This is a genomic window from Microcoleus sp. D3_18_C4 (assembly GCF_036702355.1).
Classification (GTDB): domain Bacteria; phylum Cyanobacteriota; class Cyanobacteriia; order Cyanobacteriales; family Microcoleaceae; genus Microcoleus.
This window is the reverse complement of the sequence record NZ_JAUBTF010000021.1, coordinates 47,029-63,818: the sequence shown is the minus strand read 5'-3', so window position 1 is coordinate 63,818 and position 16,790 is coordinate 47,029. Positions and strand designations below refer to the sequence as shown.

The following is a 16,790-nucleotide window of genomic DNA, read 5'->3' as shown; positions in this document are numbered from 1 at the left end:
CCGGCGACTCTACAAGATAGCTGGTTTCTCCTTGCAAGTTCACTGCTTCACAAAGCACCATCAATTTTAGATATTTTCTGGCTTGATTTAACAAAGCAACGAACCTGAGTAAATTAGCAACTTTAGAGGTTTACCCCATGTACAGTGCTTATATCAATCGGATGGGAAAATTTTTGCCGGGAGAACCGATTAATAATGATGAGATGGAAGAATATCTCGGCAAAGTTGCCTCGCGCCCTTCGAGAGTCAGGCAGCGAATTCTCAACAGCAACGGCATTCAACAGCGCTACTACGCGATCGACAAACAGCAGCAAACACTATATTCTAACAGCCAAATGGCAGCGTTTGCCGTCCGTGACGCGATCGCCCAGGCAAATTTGGAACCGGGGGCGATCGACTTATTAGCCTGCGCTACCACTTTACCAGATTTATTAGTACCGGGATTTGCCAGTACAGTACACGGGGAACTTTCCGAATTCTCTCCCCTAGAAATAGTCTCAACTCAAGGAGTTTGCTGTGCCGGAGTTAGCGCTTTAAATTACGCCGCCTCTCAAATCGAACTCGGCAAAAAACAAACCGCCATTGCCGTCGCTTCCGAATTTCCCTCGCGCCTGTTCAAAAATACTAAATTTGAAGCACAGACTTCGGTGCAAGCGGGAAAACCCCTGCCTTTCGATACAGAATTTCTGCGCTGGATGCTCTCCGACGGTGCCGGATCGTTGTTGCTCCAAAACCATCCTAACGCGACAGGAATCAGCTTAAAAATAGAATTGATTGAACTCGTTTCTCACGCCAATGCTTATCCTGTTTGTATGTATTCAGGATTAGCAAACGAAACCTCCACTAAAAGCTGGTTGGATTATTCCTCCTACCTCGATGCAGCCACAGCGGGAGCTTTTGACTTGCGGCAAAATATTCGCTTGCTGGAAAATGTAATGAAATTAGGCGTTGAAGGTTGGCTGCGGTTGATTAAAGCCGGGAGAGTTTGTCCGCAGGAAATCGACTGGCTGCTGTGCCACTATTCGTCTCACTTTTTCCGGGGGCAAATTGTAGAACTTCTGGAACAAGCAGACTGCATGATTCCTGAAGAAAAATGGTTTACCAACTTATACACACGGGGAAATACAGGCTGTGCCTCGATTTATTTAATGTTAGAGGAATTGTTCAATTCGGGTAAGTTGCAGCCGGGACAGAAAATCTTTTGTTTTGTCCCGGAAAGCGGGCGCTTTACCACGGCATATATGATGTTAACTGCTGTGGAAAATACCCATAAGCTTATGAGTTCTGCAATTTCTAACTTTCATGAAGTTCCCGAAGCTTCGCCTCTCGAAAGCGTTAAACCCGAACACCCCAACTCTCCGCAAGCTTATTTGTTGCGCGAGTTAGCATGGATTTGGCTGAAGTTCGATCGCGAAATTCGTTCTGTTCCGATTGTCCGCAAATTGTACCGAGGAGAGTTTACAATAGAAGATTATCAAGCTTTGCTGTGCAATCTCCGGCCGCAAGTTGTAGAGGGAGCTCGCTGGATTGCTCGCGCTGCTTCTAACATGAGTGACTTTCGCCTGCGATCGACTTTTATCGGTCATGCTCAAGACGAACACCGCGACTATCAAATGCTAGAACAAAATTATGTTTCTGTGGGCGGTGAATTGGCAAAAATTGTGGAATATGATAAGAATATTGGCAGCGAAGCACTATCAGCTTTTATTTTCCACCAAGCATCGCGGGACAATCCGGTTGATTTAATTGGCAGTATGTTTATTATCGAAGGATTGGGCAATCGGTTGGCGGGAAAGTGGGCAAAGCAAATTCAAGAAACTCTTGGCTTGCAATCCGAACAAGTATCGTTTTTAGCTTATCACGGATCTAATGACGAGTCGCATTTAGCCAAACTGGAAAATTTGATTAATGCCGAATGGATGACAGATGATATTGCCCGTCGCATTGTCAAAACCGCTCGCGTTACTGCTCGTTTATATTTGCTGCAATTGGAGGAAATAGGCTAATGCAAAAGCTGCAAAAACAAGATACCGAAAATCTCCCAGATCAGCGAAAAATCCCTTACGCTACTAAACCCTACAACCGCCAAGATCCGAATGTTTGGGATGTGCTGTTTTGCGATCGATCTATTCCCGTCGATTTAGTGGCAAAAGCCTACATGATCCGGGATTTGCAAAACTGGACTCGCAGTTATTTGCTGATTCCGATCAAAGTAATTGCTAACTTGTTGCTGGCGGTAATTATGACAACAAAGCGCCTGTTGCCATTTCAATTCCGCGCTTACACTTTAATGCACAAATCGGCTGCATTTTTCCTAAATAATTTTGTATCGCCAGAAGCTTGTTATTTAATTGTCCGACACATCTGCATCGGCTCCAACATTATCAACTTCTTGATTGACAACGGCCCCGACACCCAGATAGAAAAGTCAAAGCTTTATCCGCGCACTGTTAGGGATTTAGCTGAGAATGCGTTTCTCGAACACGACTTAATTCTCTATAACTTTGTCTGGGATTACAACCAGGCAATGCTGACAAATCCTAACTGGTTGCAAGTCGTCAAAAAACGGGGAATAAATTATGATAGCATTCAACCTGTAGAAGTTGCCATAGATTTTGAAAAACGCAGATGGCTAAACATTCTGGATTTAGAGTCGGCGATCGAATTGTTTAAAGTATTTTATTCTCTGTGTTTGACTAGCGACGAATTTGCGCGAGCAGTGATGTCGCTTCAGTTAGATGAAAACTTCGGACTTTATGTCAGCGAGATTATCGGAAATTGCGACTGGAATCATGTAATTGTCAATCGCCATCCGCTAGCGCCCAACAGTCCGTTTAATGCGGCCCGCGACTTGTTTTTGCACGGGATAGTTTCGGAATATCTATATCGGTATTTGGAACTGCAAAAAGAGATGAAATTAACTCCGATTAAATAACCATAAATACCCGTAGGGGCGGGTTTTACCAATAATATTTAAGAACTGCAAACAATCTAGATAAACCCGCCCCCACACAACGAATAATCTACATCAACCCTGTCTGTGTTCGCATCTAAAAAATGTACATTGGGATTGTTCGCCTTGTGGGGGCGGGTTTGTCAGATTATTCGTTTCTGACATAGATGGTTTGTAAAACCCGCCCCTACGCAATCTGAAATTATAGTTAATTTTTATGTCAAAAATCAATAGAAAAACTCAAGCTGCTACTAGCTGTGCTTGTTCTGCTGCTTGGGGCAAAGTCTGATTTACCACTATCCACTTGCCTGTAATTGGGTCGCGGTAAGTAATAAACGGATTAGATTTTAAAGGTTGACTGCAAGGTTTAGCGCCCATTTCTACACACTCCCCATAAATGGTATTGAATAACTTCTACAACACCATACCTTTAATAATCGGCTGTTTTGCCTAAAATCAGCGTGATTTATACCTCAACAGTAGGTGATATTTTAGGTATGTTTTGGTGACATAGAACACTGCCTAATGTGATTTAAAACTGCGTTAGCAGTGAGCAGTATCACCAAAAACCTTCCGTAACAAACATTTGCCTTCTGGCTTTTACCTTCTACCTTTAAGAGGGCCACTATTTTCAGTATACATCTGATATTATTAAGTAAGGTAAAGACGTTGATCAGAGATCCCCTTACAAACTTATGGTGCTATTTGGATTTGGCAAAAAGTCGAGCCTGCCCTCTCCCCAAGAGGCATTACCGGGACGGGCAGAGTCGATGTCGGTACCGGCAACTCACTTTGTTAACGGCAATCCGCTCAAACCTCCCTTTCCAAACGGCATGGAGACTGCGTTGTTTGGCCTGGGCTGTTTTTGGGGAGCGGAACGCAAATTTTGGCAACAAAATGGAGTTTTTTCGACTGCTGTTGGCTACGCAGCCGGGATTACTCCGAATCCTACTTACAACGAAGTTTGTAGCGGGATGACGGGACACAATGAAGTAGTTCTGGTTGTGTTCGATCCGAAAGTAATTAGTTACGAAACGCTGCTCAAAGTTTTTTGGGAAAGTCACAATCCTACTCAAGGAATGCGTCAGGGCAATGATTCTGGTACTCAGTATCGATCGGGCATTTACACGTATTCAGCCAGCCAAATGCAGTTAGCTGAAGCTTCGCGAGATGCTTACCAGCAGGCTTTGACGGCGGCCGGTTACGGCAAGATTACTACTGAAATTATTGATGCTCCTGAGTTTTATTACGCAGAAAGCTATCATCAGCAGTATCTTGCTAAAAACCCGAACGGTTATTGCGGTTTGGGCGGTACTAAGGTTTGTTTGCCTGCTATGTCTCAGGCTTAAAACTTTGACAAGGGGTATTTTGAGGCGGTTGCAATACTCCGGCAGTCCGGCAGGGGTTTAAACCCCTGCCTCAAAGCTTAAGTCGTCTGAAGACGACTGAAAGGTTATTGAGATGGTAAAAGGGATTAGTTGAAAGCAGGTAAAATAATGCTGGCTGGTGTGGTAATTATCAATTTAATGATATCTCTGGTCTGTTTTTATATCGCTGCGAAAGTGTGGAAAATCAGGCGGACGATCGCACGTTTGGAACTTCGGATCGCAGCAATCGAACGCTGTAGCAGCAATGTCCTCACTATGTCGCCGGATTTCCTTGGTAAAAGGCAGCAAGGTACCCACCAACTGCGACTACGTTATCAACAACTAGAGTTGCAACTGCAACAGGTTCAGCAACTTTTGGGATTGCTGGGTTTGGGACGGATGCTTTGGTCCAGGCGCGATCGACCTTTCAGGTAAGCTATCCTAAAATTGCCGCCCGTGCTGACTCCCTAGGATTTTCAACAATATTTCTACCTTTGTAAAGGGCTGCGATCGGGCAAACGCCCCTAAAATTGTTGTATGGAGAGAAGTTATACAAATGTCAACTAAACGTTCAGGATTCTTTATTGGCGGTTTGCTTGTGGGTTCTGCGATCGGGGCCGTGACTGGCTTGCTGATAGCACCGCGACCCGGCAAGGAGACGCGGCAGATATTGAAAAAATCGGCCGATGCTTTGCCCGAGTTGGCGGAAGATTTATCGACTAGCGTGCAGTTGCAGGCCGATCGACTTTCTGAAACTGCAATCCGAAATTGGGACGAAACTTTGATTAGACTCAAAGAGGCGATAGCGGCGGGTTTGGAAGCGACTCAGCGGGAACGGCAAACACTGTCGGAAGCTGAAACTGAAGTGAGTCCCCCGTCGCGCCCTCCCATCCGCTAAATGACATGAAATTCTCAACCCCCAATCCCAGATTCAAGTGAGTGATCCCATATTTTGGCTAGGACTTTCAATTTTGCTAGTAGCAGTTAGCCTGACTGCTGTTTTAGTGACTTTAATGCCTGCGGTGCAAGCGCTGGCACGCGCAGCCCGCAGCGTGGAAAAGCTCGCTGACACGCTTTCTCGCGAATTTCCGCCCACTTTGGAGGCGATTCGGTTGACGGGGCTGGAAATTAGCGAGTTGACGGATGATGTCAGCGAGGGAGTGCAAAGTGCGGGCGAGGTTGTCAAACAGGTCGATCGAAGTATTGGTAGCGCCAAAAAGCAGGCGCAAAATGTGCAGGTAACTACTCGCAGCGTGGTGACTGGGATTAAGGCTGCTTGGAAAACTTTAACTCGCAAGCCACCGATGTCTGGGACAAATCGCCGTTCGACAGAGAGATTGTCGCCGAGTCAAAGAAGTGCGCTGGCGCTGAGGGAGTCGGGTTTGGAGGACAGATATTCTGGGGGTTACGGTGCCGGTGCGAGTAATGGGGAATCGCCCAGGTTGAGGAGTAGCGAGGGTTCGGGTTTGCCGGGGAATGCTGAAGAGTTTGAGGAAGTGCGATCGAACGATTCTTGATTGCACCCAATTCCCGATCATCCCTCGACAGCACAGCCATCCCACCAGCAAGGATTCTTATCAATAAAATCCATCAAAGCATCATACTTAGGCGAACCCTTTTGTTCCACATACTCCAAAGCGCCCCAACTTCCCCACTTACTAAATGAACTCACATCCACAAAGTGCATGAAAAGACTCCCTCCAGCTTGTTTCCAACTATTCAGTAATTGGGTGTAGATATCATACATTTCTGGACGCCTATTTAATTCCATAAAAAACTGAGTCAGTTTTTCGTTATTCTCAACTCCTTCAATACCTACAATATGTTGACCGCCCTCGTAAACAAATAACTTGAGACCTTTTTTTTGAGCCACATCTAAGAAATACTTAAAGTCATTCTCAACATCGGGCAAACTATCTTTGAACCCCGGCAGTAACCCGCCCTCTCTTAATTGCTTAAAAGCTTTGCCAAATCCGCCATCTGCGTCATTCAACCAAGACTCTACTGTACTAACACTTTCTTTCCCGCCCAAGTTTCCGCTAAAATATCCCGCTATAGCTACGGCATCAATCCCGTGTTGATAACAAGGTTTATTGCCCTCAGCTACCCAATAGGAACACTCTAAAGAATAAGTTTCTAACTCTCTCCAGGCTCTTTGAGTTCCTAACACGCAGACAACTCGATTCTTTTGAACCCCAAAAACACCTTTCCAGATATCGCACATTTGAGCCGTACGCATTCCGTACCATTGCATAAAAGCATCGCCTTTATCTCCCCACTTCGCTTTACCTTGTTCCAAAGCATAATTCGATTGTGGAAATGACCAATTCCAAACCTCATTAGAATACTCTACATAAACTTTCAGCTTGGGATCTAAACTATCTTTGACCATTTTAGCAAAGTTAGTCATATATTCATCCGTAGCCTGATGTGGCATATTAAACCAGGGTTCTTCTTGGACTTTGTTAGCTAAATTCACCATAACTTCTATGGGAACATTTCCTCTGTCAGCATAGGATATACTCTCTGGTTTAGGCCGGTTTGACCAGTCTTTTTGTTCGGAACCATTTGTCCCCATCCAGTCCATAAAACGCAAGACTCTAAATTTTTTAATCTTGTCTATAAACAGCGGATTAAATATTTCACCACGTTGAAAAAGCTGTTCATCTTGGGAGTGAACAACTTTAATATTGCGGATATACTTCCCTGTTTTATTGGGGTCGGTAGCAGTAATTATAATCATGATGCCTCCGCCTTGTGTGGCATCGACATTAAGGATATCTCTCCCAGGTTTCGACGCAGCCTCATCTTTTTTGGCATCAAAGCCATATTCGATCGCACCTTCACCCTCATAAGTAACAATATATTGCCCTGAAGGATAGCGATTGGGGATTTCCCTCAGTAATAGCGTACTTACCCTGGTATATTTAGGAGCATCTTCGGGGGATGGGAGAGACTTCACCCACCCATTTTCATCAAGATTTAAAAGATTATACTCCTCTGTATCCCATTCACCTTTACAGCTTGGTTCTCCGCTAACGCATTGAGTTATCCATTGTCTAGAAGATTTGAAAGCATCTAAAAAGGGTAATTGTGTGGAGTAGTCAGCAATACCATTAAGCCCAACTCCTAAAGAAGAGCGAGAATTTGATGTATTTTGTACATCTGCACGCACCGCTACTTTGTTATCTACTTGCCGTACTGGTGTGGGAGCAATATTAGTTGTTAAAGCCCAACATCCGGGAATAAAAATGACAAAAATTAATAAACCCACCACAAAGCCCAGAGCTTTGTTGTTCGATCTGATACTTAATCGAGACATAAATTTGACTAATTTGATTATTTTAGGTAAAATCGCAACGGGTGCGACCAGTTTTAATTTTGATATTTTATCAAAAAGTTCCTTCTCAAACTATCAGCTATAAGATTATTAACATTTTTGCCTCTCTGTGCAGGGGCGAGCGCCGTTTCTGTCCCCAAGTGCGATCGCCCATCTAATCCTCTTTATCCAAATCTTCTTTTTTCGGAGTTTCCTCAGTAGAGGGGAATTCTAGTCGAATGTTAATATCAATTGATATTGTATTTTTCTCAATCACACCTATACCAACTCTTTTTACTAATGCTTCTGTGGGTACAGAATTATTTATTTTAACTTCAGGAGAAGGCAGAGTTTTCGATCCGGCTTCCTGTAGCCGATCGCAAATATTGCGCCAATTTCCTACAGGTTCGTTAGGTACATCTGCGAGTTTTTTAACATATTGGTATAAAGTTTTACATAAATAAAATTCTGCACTTTTGGAACTCTGAAACAGTTGGCGAGCGATTTCGGCGGGACTGCAACCGGAAAGCAATCCTCGGATGTAAAGTTTTTCTGTTTCTGTTAGTACCCTTCGCGATCTCATAATTGTAAAGTGCTGACAACAAATTACAACGGAGACCATAACAGCGGCGACGATTTCGATCGGGTTCCCACCTGCAATTTTTAGCTGGGCTGCCCAGGTGAGATGCTCCCCACTCTGCTCCCATTAAGCAATTTTTTTATAGCCTAACTAAAATTAGTTGGCAAGAGGTATATTCAAAAAATACCCAAAAATATTTGGATAAAATTCAAAAATTTGCTCTATTGATAACTGATGAATCAATCAAATATGAGGCATTGAAACATCTAGCTCAAAAAAATCCTGGAAGCTAAAAAATACGATCGAGTTGTTCAGATTGCTACAATTCTAGGGCGAGAGCGAGTCAGAGTTACTTCTTGGGGGTTTATTGTTGCTCCCGATTGGTAAAGCTAGTACGGGACTAAATTAACAACTCATTCTCTTTGTCTCTCGCCCCTGCCCATCTCTGGATCAGGGCGATCGCCGCCGATCCCCCAGCATCTCGCATTCTCCTCAATTCATACTTTATGCGGATGAAAACGCTGACCCCAATTTGAGAAACTGAGAAGTGGCGTTACCCTTTTTTTAGCGATGGCAAACCGAGTTTTGATTGTCGGCGGTCGGGGACGAATTGGCAGCAGCGTTGCCCAAGACCTTGTTACCCATACCGACGCGGAAATTACTGTTACCGGACGCAATTCTGAAGCCTCTATTGGGCGGGGATTGCCGCCGGATCGGGTGCATTTCCAAACTTTAGATTTAGCAGACAGTGCAGCCCTGCACCAAGCGGTTTCATCCTCTAATCTCGTCGTTCACTGTGCCGGGCCTTTTCACTACCGAGACGCCAGTGTATTGAAAACTTGCATAGAAGCAGGTGTTAATTATACTGATGTCAGCGACAGCCGCAGTTTTACTCGCAGGGCTTTAGAATTGCGCGAAACTGCTAAAAATGCTGGGATAACGGCTATTATTAATACGGGAATTTTTCCCGGTGTGTCTAATAGCATGGTGCGGCGAGATGTGGAACAATTAGATGAAGCAGAACACATCCATTTGAGTTATGTTGTCGGAGGTTCGGGCGGCGCTGGCGTTACCGTCATGAGAACCACTTTTTTAGGTTTGCAAACCCCTTTTGACGTTTGGGCCGATCGCAAGTGGCAGCAAGTAAAACCCTACAGCGATCGCGAAACAATTGAATTTCCCGCACCCTACGGCAACACAGGGGTTTACTGGTTCGATATGCCGGAAGCAATCACTTTGCCCGAAACTTTCCCCGTCAAATCAGTTGTGACTAAATTCGGTACGTCTCCCGACCTTTACAATCACCTTACCTGGTTTGTTGCCAAGTATTGGCCGGCTAGCTGGCTCAAAAATAACTCCGTGATTGAATTTCTCTCCTATGTCAGTTATGGGATGACCAGTGTTACTAATAGTTTTAGTGGGGTTGGTGTGGCAGTGCGATCGCAAGTGACTGGTCTCAAAAACGGCAAACCGACTAAAGTTTGCTCGACAGCGGTACACCCCAGTGCTGCCGTCGCTACGGGCATCGGTACTGGCAGCATAGCTCAATTAATGTTAGAAGGTAAACTGGAAAAACCTGGCGTTTGGTCGGTAGAGCAAGCTCTTTCTACTGAGCTATTTGAACGAGCTATGCAGAACAGAAACCTAGAGATAGAGCAGGTGGTTTTGTAGTGAGTTAGGTTATTTATAGCAATTTAAAATGTTGAGAAATGGAATTTTTTCCAGAAGGGCGAAGACGCGAAAGACGCGCCGAAAAAGAAGAGTCAGGGGCTTCGTAATAGATGAGAAAACCCCTAGATAGGGTTCCTCGCAGGAATTGCGATCGCCGCTCATAGGAGATGAGTTCCGCTTGTATAACTAATCTATCTTTTGGTAGAAGGAATAGTAACAAGCAGGCGCTTAAGATATGGGATGTCACGAGAAACATCCCTTTTGCCTCGCTCTAGATGCGGTAGCTGCGACAAAGATTGCGCTTGAACCAAGGTTGTCAATGTGCGATCGCAGTGAAGGGGCGACAAACACCATAATTTTTGCGGAAAAATACGAGGAGAAGTTGATATGAAGCGGGTTTTAAAAGCTCTCGGAAAAACATTGAGCCAAAGCATTTTGCTGGTCTGTACCCTGGCGTTCATGGGTCTGCTAAGTCTAGCGGTAGTACCCAGTCAGACTGCTTACGCAGGTCAAGATAGAACTCAGGCGCCGCCAGAAGCTAAAATTACTGACCCCGCAGAAAGTTTCGAGGATCTCAATCCCCAAGCAGCTTACGAAGAAATAGTCAAAACCTCTCAAAATCCTGCCAAGGTCGAGAAAGCTTACGACGAAAGCTTAAAAGAGTACAAGGGAGAACACCCGCAAGAAGGAATAGTTCAAAAAGCTGAAGATTTGATCGAAAAGGTCACAGGCAACTAATAAATCAAGAGATTTATATATAACTCAAGTTGCTGGTAAATACACAGCTTCAGTGAGTACACAATAAAGCCGATCTCAGAACTCAATTGAACATAATGATTTAGGGTGCGCCTCGGCGCACCTTATCGCTTGAGAGTAGTGTGTAAAACTACTTTTTGATTGGAGAAGTATTTTCTCATTTCCCTCCTTTGGAAGCTAGCAGATTCATCCTTAAGGCAGATGAATAGATATGAATTTAAAAGGTAAATTTAATAATAGTTACATTTAGATAAAAGGAAAAAATATCATGAGCGATGACAAAAAAACGGTACATGAACCTGATGCTAACCTCGACCCGCTTTCGGGGGAAACAGGGGCTCATCCAGTGGCAACGGGTATTGGTGCGGCGAGTGCCGGTGCTGCGGGTGCTGCGATCGGCGGTGCCATCGGCGGGCCTGTAGGAGCAGTTGTCGGCGCTGTTGTGGGTTCGTTTAGCGGCGGTTTGGTGGGCAAAGGTGTGGGCGAGGCGATCGACCCCACGGTAGAAGATGCTTACTGGCAAAGCAACTATAGTTCCCGTCCTTACGTGGACACTAGCGCAACTTATGAAGACTATCAGCCTGCATACCGAACCGGTTATGAGGGATACAGTCGCTATGGCGCTACTGGTAAGAAATTCAACGAGATCGAACCGGATTTGCAGCGCGACTACGAAACAAATCGCGGTAAGTCTAAAGTGAGTTGGGAAAAAGCTAAGCACGCCACGCGCGACGCTTGGGATCGGGTGGAACGGGCTGTTCCTGGCGACATTGACAAAGACGGCCGCTAAGGGCTTACGCCAAGTATTTCTCAGTCTTGGAGACACACAAACTCAAATGTTCCGGTTATTTTTAGCCGGGTACCGGAATGGAGAGAAGTGTTTGATCAAAAAAAAACCCGGCTGCTGCGTCTTGGACTGTTGTTGATAGATAGCACAGTTTTTAACGCGAGTTTAGCGAAGTTTTTGGGGATTTTCAGCCCCTCTCTACATCGGAGAGGGTATTTTTATGATCCCTTGAAATCCCATTTTTCAGCACTATTTTTATTTCACAGGACTGTTCGCTGTGAGAACTCGCTAGATACGTAGAGGCTTTGCTGTGCGGGACGATCGCACTCCTAAAAAATGCTTTTTACAAAATCGGGATGCTTCCGTTTGAGATTAACATTTTTTTTTGACTATTAGCCTTAAAATTAAACTTATTCAGGACTGAGGCATCGATCGCATATTTCTGTCATTGTTCGCGATGCGCTTTATTCAATCGCAGCCCCAGCGTAAAGCGTTGGTTGCTTCAAGCCCGATAATTGTTAAAAATCTAAATCCTCTCATTCAAAATCGGTATAAATTGTGGATGAAATGTTGGAAAGAGCTTGGACACTCAAGCAAAATTTAATTGACTTTGTGCTGGATGCTGAGGGAGAGTTGGCGGTAGCTTTGGAAGCTTATGCTGCCGCTCGATCGACCGGCGAGCGCTACGATATTGCTCAGCAAAATCAAGTGATTGACAGTTTTACCATCGAAGGTAAAGTCGGAGAGAAAACGCCGATCGAGCTATTTGTCGAAAGTCAGCCGGATTTAACCGAGAGCGATCGTAGCTTGCTGGAAAGTTGGGAACACAGAAGCTTCACCGGCTTATTTGAAATCACTCAACTTTCCCCCGACAGGTTTGAACTGATGAACTGGCTGACGGCTAAGCACTACGTAGTCAAGCCCAACAGTCCTAATTTTCTTGCAGAAATGTCTCGCTTTAAGTTAGGAGAAATCTTGCGGGCTCGGATTGCTCCTCTCACCGATGACTGGTGGATACTATCGGGCCCTCCGATACCGATGGGGAAATTGGGCAAGCCGAAGTTGGCGGTGGCGATCGGCAATTTCAAGCAAAATCACAAAAATAACCTATACAGCGATGCGCCGGAATTGTTAGAGCAAGCTTGGCATTCGGTAGAACAGTACCACGAAGATTTTACCGAATTTTTTGGCAGTGAGGAAGTTACGCTATCGGGATATCACCTGAATAAACAGTTGGCTGAATTTCAGGAATTCATCACTAAAAAACGCCTAGCGGATATCGGCATTAATGAACATAAATCTCTGGCGGAGATCGTTGAAGATGCTGGAGTCGATGCAGAAGAAATTAAAGCAGCAGCTATAGCAGCAGCCGGTGCAGATCCGTCTTCAGTGGAGGTAGGGATCGATAGCGATCCTCACTCAAAAATGGTAATGCCGAAAGTTGAATTGCCCGATCGCTTCAAGAAAGCCGAACAGGTGACAGCACTTTCTCATCCTCGCTGGGGACAAAGCTTTTTGTCTACTTACACTCAATTTACTGCACTGCTAGCAGCCGAAGATTTTTCAACCGTTCCCGGTTACGAAAAGCTGGTGCGTAACTATCTAGAAGATCCTGCAATTAATGTCTGGATTTGGCAACGGTTAGCTAAAGTTAATCCAGCGAAATTAGAACAAATTTTGCAAACTGTATTGGAACGTAAAGACTTTCAGATTGATCGCGATTTAGATGCTTTGCTGCAAGAGTTTAAAAAACCCTTAGAACCAGAACTCCCCGAAATTGCCAGCGTTCCCGTGCACCTGCACAACTTATTTCAGGAAGCTTTAGGCGAAGTTAATAAGTCAAAGTCTAAACCGCAGGATAAAAAGAAAAGCTCTAAAGGCTTTAAATCCTAAGCAACCGAGTTCGTGGCATACTCACAGCTAACTGTGAGTTTATTGCCCGGTAATATAACTCAAATAGCTTTGCAGTCAGGACTTTAGTTTTTCTTCAGCGCGATCGAAAGAACTGAAGTCCTCACTACAAAAACTTTTTTTTAATCTTCAACTTGTCGGACAGCCATGCGTTGCAGCGGCAGGCTGAGTATGCTAGAAGCAGTCAACAAGTAAGAAAGAACCGTAGTCAGCTTCAAACTGAGCAATAACCAGCTATCCTCTGGTAGGTGAAGTTTCAGCCCGAAAAAAGAGATGCAGTACACTATCCAGTAAGTAAAGCTCATCTTGATTAGGATTTCTTCGCTCAAAGTGCGATCGTCCGTTGGCTGCGAGTCACGATTATCACCCAGCAGGACTAGACCCGCAATAGATGCCACAAAAGAAACCATAACGAGATAGTCATGCCAGTTAAGCTCAACCATTTCTAAACTCCGCTTGTATCCGAATTTTTGGAATCAGACATCAGTCTAAAGGATAAGTTTTCCCGGTCAAAGCAATAGTTACAAATTGAAACAGCCGCAGTTACAAATCGCAATGAAAAGCAACCGCAACCGCCAGCAACAGGCGCGTTTAGTCAGCCGCCAAGGACAATTCCCCTTAAATATTGTCAAGTTGGGAGTACCGCGCCTGCATTTTGCCGACCTCTACCACAGGCTGCTAACTCTTTCTTGGCCGCGATTTTTCCTGCTGATTTGTCTGTCGTATACAGTCGCGAATTCTTTATTTGCCTTAGCATACTTGGCGGGAGGAGATTGCATTGCTAACGCGCGGCCCGGTTCTTTCCAAGATGCCTTTTTTTTCAGCGTGCAAACAATGGCGACGATCGGCTACGGTGCTATGTATCCGCGCACGGATTACGCTAATACTATAGTTGCGATCGAAGCGCTTTTTGGTTTGTGGGGAGTGGCGATGGTGACGGGACTGGCTTTTTCGAGATTTTCCAGACCAACAGCTAGAGTTATCTTCAGCCGGGTAGCTGTGATCGCTCCTTTCAACGGCGTTCCGACTCTGATGTACCGCACTGCAAATCAGCGTTTCAACCAAATTTTAGAAGCGCAGCAGCGAGCTACTTTGATCCGCAACGAGGTAACAGCGGAAGGAGAATTTATGCGGCGTTTTTACGATTTGCAATTAGTGCGAAGTCACTCTCCGGTTTTTGCCTTAACTTGGACGGTTATGCACGCAATTGAGGAGAGCAGTCCTTTGTACCAACTTACTGCCCAAGACTTGATGGAACAGCAAGCGGAAATTGTAATTACTTTAACAGGAATTGACGAAACAGTTTCGCAAACTATTCACGCGCGACATTCTTTTGTAGCCTCTGAAATTATGTGGAATATGCGATTTGTAGATATTCTTTTGAAATCGGCGACGGGAGGGCGGGTGGTTGATTATACTCGGTTTCACGATGTGAAGCCGGTGGAAGAAAAGTTGTGAGTATAATAGTGCTAGAATACCTCTAGGACGATAAAAGTTGATATTTATGACTTCAGTTACTACGAAGATGACACTCAAAGAATTGCAACCGCAACTCTTGGCTTTAACTCCCGAAGAAAAGGCTCAAGCTATACAATTCCTAGCCCAAAGTTTAAGCAACTTTTGGCCGGGAATTCAAAAGACTCCCGGTGTCATGGGCGGAGAAGCCTGTATCCGAAAAACTCGGATTCCTGTTTGGCTGTTGGTAAGTTATCGCCGTCAAAGTGCCACAGATGCTCATATTTTAGAAGGTCATCCCGATCTGAGTGCCGTAGATTTGGTGAATGCTTTTAGTTATGCTGAGGCATATCCTGATGAGATTGAAAGAGCAATTCGAGAACAGGAAGAGGCATAAACTGTGGCAGATCTTTATACCGCGATCGCACAAAGCATTAAAACTGAAATATTTTACCATTTTAAATCAGGCTTTTATGAACGGGCAAGATGCCCGTTCCACAAGAAATTTATTCTTTGTGGAACGGGCATCTTGCCCGTTCTTGAAAATGGTACAACATCTCAGTTAACATAAACAAAAAACTCCTCGTACTATGCGAATAATTCATACTGCTGACTGGCATTTAGGGCGACGTTTTCGAGGGATCGATCGCACTTTTGAAATTGCGATCGCCCTCGAACAGATTTTGAAGCAAGCAAAAGCCTTGGATGTCGATGCTGTGCTCGTTGCCGGCGACATTTTCGACGTGCCCAACCCTCCCGCTTACGCTGAACGCATTGCTTATAACTTTTTCTGCGAACTCCAAGCGGCAGGAATTCCCGCAATTGCGATCGCCGGTAATCACGATTCGGCATCCCGCATCGACAGCATCGCGCAATTGCTTTCCCTCGCCGGTGTTCGCGCTTTAGGCAAACCCAGGCTTTCTGCAGACGGCGGCACAATTACTCTTAATACAAAAAGCGGTAAACTTTGTGTGGGAGCAATGCCTTTTGCTTCGGAACAAAGACTGTTAGATGCTAATTCTCTCTGGCAGTCGGGCGATGCCGATCGCCGAAAAGACTACCGCGAAATAGTAGCATATTTACTCGAAGATTTAACCAGGGATTTTAGAGACAATACTGTCAATTTTCTCATGGGACACATGAGCATTGACGGCGCTCGATTAGCAAAATCAGAAGTCGCTTATTACACGCGAGAAAAGTACCTGCTTTCATCGCAAACTCTGCCGCCGGAAGCTCAGTATGTCGCCCTCGGACACATCCACATTCACCAGCGGATTTCTGAGACTTCTCCCGCTTATTATTCCGGTTCTTTGATTCAGTTAGATTTTGGAGAAGCGGAACAGGAAAAAGGATTTTGCTTGATAGAAGTTGAGCCGGGAAGTCAGGCAAAGGTGGAATTTAAGCCGGTGGCTTGCCACAAGCCGTTAAAAGTGCTTAAATGTCATAACGACAATCTCGATGAAACTTTACAAGCTCATCAGTATCATCCGGGTTTCTTGAAAGTAATTGTCGAACTGGACAGTCCGCAAATCGGACTTGCCGATCGAGTGCGCCAAATTTGTTCTCAAGCGCTGTTAATTGAACCGCGCTATCCAGATGCAGCGCTAGAAGCAACAGAAATAACTAATATCGATCCCAATAATTTCGATCCGGCAGCAGAGTTTTGCAACTATTATCAAAACCGCTTGGGAACGACACCGAAACCAGCAGTATTGGAGGAATTTAAAAATTTGTACAAGAAGTTTAAGGAAACAGTTAACAATTAAATGGGTAAAAAGATACAATCCAAAATCCCAAATCTCAAATTTCAAATAGTTTTAAGACTGAAACCCACGCTCAATGTCGCTTGTAGTCGAGTCTAGATCCCCCTAAATCCCCCTGGTTGTTGGGGGACTTTGATAATACTCTTGTCCCCCCCTTAACAAGGGGGGTTAGGGGGGATCGGGAAGACTGTAGAAGGAAGACAGTAGAGCTGAATATAACAATCTAAA

General features: G+C 44.8%; 17 protein-coding genes. 13 read left to right on the top strand and 4 right to left on the bottom strand.

Going from position 1 to position 16,790, the window contains the following annotated elements:
- Nucleotides 1-137: 137 nt before the first annotated feature.
- Nucleotides 138-2,006, top strand: coding sequence for a 3-oxoacyl-[acyl-carrier-protein] synthase III C-terminal domain-containing protein (locus tag QUA90_RS13055; RefSeq protein ID WP_333445864.1), 1,869 nt, complete (start codon nucleotides 138-140; stop codon nucleotides 2,004-2,006).
- A complete protein-coding gene (locus QUA90_RS13050; protein ID WP_333445862.1) occupies nucleotides 2,006-2,935 on the top strand; it encodes a DUF6999 family protein in 930 nt (309 codons plus the stop codon). The genes QUA90_RS13055 and QUA90_RS13050 overlap by 1 nt, the downstream gene beginning before the upstream one ends.
- A 258-nt stretch (nucleotides 2,936-3,193) precedes the next feature.
- Here the strand turns inward: QUA90_RS13050 and QUA90_RS13045 are convergent, their stop codons facing one another.
- Nucleotides 3,194-3,331 carry a hypothetical protein gene (locus QUA90_RS13045; RefSeq protein WP_333082964.1) on the bottom strand — a complete coding sequence of 46 codons (138 nt, stop codon included), beginning with the start codon at nucleotides 3,329-3,331 and terminating at the stop codon, nucleotides 3,194-3,196.
- Between the two features lie 317 nt (nucleotides 3,332-3,648).
- Here QUA90_RS13045 and msrA point away from each other — a divergent pair, with 317 nt between their 5' ends.
- From msrA to QUA90_RS13025, 4 genes are all read left to right on the top strand, one after another.
- Complete coding sequence (gene msrA / locus QUA90_RS13040; RefSeq protein WP_333328509.1) at nucleotides 3,649-4,302, top strand: peptide-methionine (S)-S-oxide reductase MsrA; 654 nt, start codon at nucleotides 3,649-3,651, stop codon at nucleotides 4,300-4,302.
- Between the two features lie 129 nt (nucleotides 4,303-4,431).
- Nucleotides 4,432-4,755 carry a hypothetical protein gene (locus QUA90_RS13035; protein ID WP_333210520.1) on the top strand — a complete coding sequence of 108 codons (324 nt, stop codon included), beginning with the start codon at nucleotides 4,432-4,434 and terminating at the stop codon, nucleotides 4,753-4,755.
- 121 nt (nucleotides 4,756-4,876) lie between these two features.
- On the top strand, nucleotides 4,877-5,218 hold the full coding sequence (locus tag QUA90_RS13030) for a YtxH domain-containing protein (protein WP_333328502.1): 342 nt from the start codon (nucleotides 4,877-4,879) through the stop codon (nucleotides 5,216-5,218).
- A 37-nt stretch (nucleotides 5,219-5,255) separates the two neighbouring features.
- Nucleotides 5,256-5,837 carry a DUF948 domain-containing protein gene (locus tag QUA90_RS13025; RefSeq protein WP_333445859.1) on the top strand — a complete coding sequence of 194 codons (582 nt, stop codon included), beginning with the start codon at nucleotides 5,256-5,258 and terminating at the stop codon, nucleotides 5,835-5,837.
- Nucleotides 5,838-5,854: 17 nt separating this feature from the next.
- Here QUA90_RS13025 and QUA90_RS13020 read toward each other — a convergent pair whose 3' ends face one another.
- Both QUA90_RS13020 and QUA90_RS13015 read right to left on the bottom strand, forming a co-directional pair.
- A complete protein-coding gene (locus QUA90_RS13020) occupies nucleotides 5,855-7,642 on the bottom strand; it encodes a cellulose-binding protein (RefSeq protein WP_333328499.1) in 1,788 nt (595 codons plus the stop codon).
- A gap of 172 nt (nucleotides 7,643-7,814) precedes the next feature.
- Complete coding sequence (locus QUA90_RS13015; protein ID WP_333328496.1) at nucleotides 7,815-8,222, bottom strand: DNA-binding response regulator; 408 nt, start codon at nucleotides 8,220-8,222, stop codon at nucleotides 7,815-7,817.
- Between the two features lie 567 nt (nucleotides 8,223-8,789).
- On the opposite strand from QUA90_RS13015, the gene QUA90_RS13010 reads away from it, so the two are divergent.
- The 4 genes from QUA90_RS13010 (at nucleotide 8,790) to QUA90_RS12995 (ending at nucleotide 13,326) form a co-directional block, all read left to right on the top strand.
- Nucleotides 8,790-9,890, top strand: coding sequence for a saccharopine dehydrogenase NADP-binding domain-containing protein (locus QUA90_RS13010; protein WP_333328493.1), 1,101 nt, complete (start codon nucleotides 8,790-8,792; stop codon nucleotides 9,888-9,890).
- A gap of 387 nt (nucleotides 9,891-10,277) precedes the next feature.
- Nucleotides 10,278-10,628, top strand: coding sequence for a hypothetical protein (locus QUA90_RS13005; protein ID WP_333328490.1), 351 nt, complete (start codon nucleotides 10,278-10,280; stop codon nucleotides 10,626-10,628).
- A gap of 286 nt (nucleotides 10,629-10,914) precedes the next feature.
- A complete protein-coding gene (locus QUA90_RS13000) occupies nucleotides 10,915-11,436 on the top strand; it encodes a hypothetical protein (RefSeq protein ID WP_333389966.1) in 522 nt (173 codons plus the stop codon).
- Between the two features lie 555 nt (nucleotides 11,437-11,991).
- Nucleotides 11,992-13,326 carry a hypothetical protein gene (locus tag QUA90_RS12995; RefSeq protein ID WP_333445857.1) on the top strand — a complete coding sequence of 445 codons (1,335 nt, stop codon included), beginning with the start codon at nucleotides 11,992-11,994 and terminating at the stop codon, nucleotides 13,324-13,326.
- Between the two features lie 140 nt (nucleotides 13,327-13,466).
- On the opposite strand, the gene QUA90_RS12990 is transcribed toward QUA90_RS12995, so the two are convergent.
- The gene (locus QUA90_RS12990; protein WP_333328482.1) at nucleotides 13,467-13,787 is read right to left on the bottom strand and encodes a hypothetical protein; all 321 of its coding nucleotides are present in this window, start codon (nucleotides 13,785-13,787) and stop codon (nucleotides 13,467-13,469) included.
- A 112-nt stretch (nucleotides 13,788-13,899) separates the two neighbouring features.
- Between QUA90_RS12990 and QUA90_RS12985 the strand changes: the two genes are divergently transcribed.
- The 3 genes from QUA90_RS12985 to QUA90_RS12975 all read left to right on the top strand — a co-directional run bounded on the left by QUA90_RS12985 (nucleotide 13,900) and on the right by QUA90_RS12975 (nucleotide 16,565).
- Nucleotides 13,900-14,802: an ion channel gene (locus QUA90_RS12985; protein ID WP_333328479.1), complete on the top strand. Its 903-nt coding sequence runs from the start codon at nucleotides 13,900-13,902 to the stop codon at nucleotides 14,800-14,802.
- A 67-nt stretch (nucleotides 14,803-14,869) separates the two neighbouring features.
- A complete protein-coding gene (locus QUA90_RS12980) occupies nucleotides 14,870-15,196 on the top strand; it encodes a DUF433 domain-containing protein (protein WP_333083023.1) in 327 nt (108 codons plus the stop codon).
- 193 nt (nucleotides 15,197-15,389) lie between these two features.
- Nucleotides 15,390-16,565 carry an exonuclease SbcCD subunit D gene (locus tag QUA90_RS12975; RefSeq protein ID WP_333445855.1) on the top strand — a complete coding sequence of 392 codons (1,176 nt, stop codon included), beginning with the start codon at nucleotides 15,390-15,392 and terminating at the stop codon, nucleotides 16,563-16,565.
- Nucleotides 16,566-16,790 lie beyond the last annotated feature (225 nt).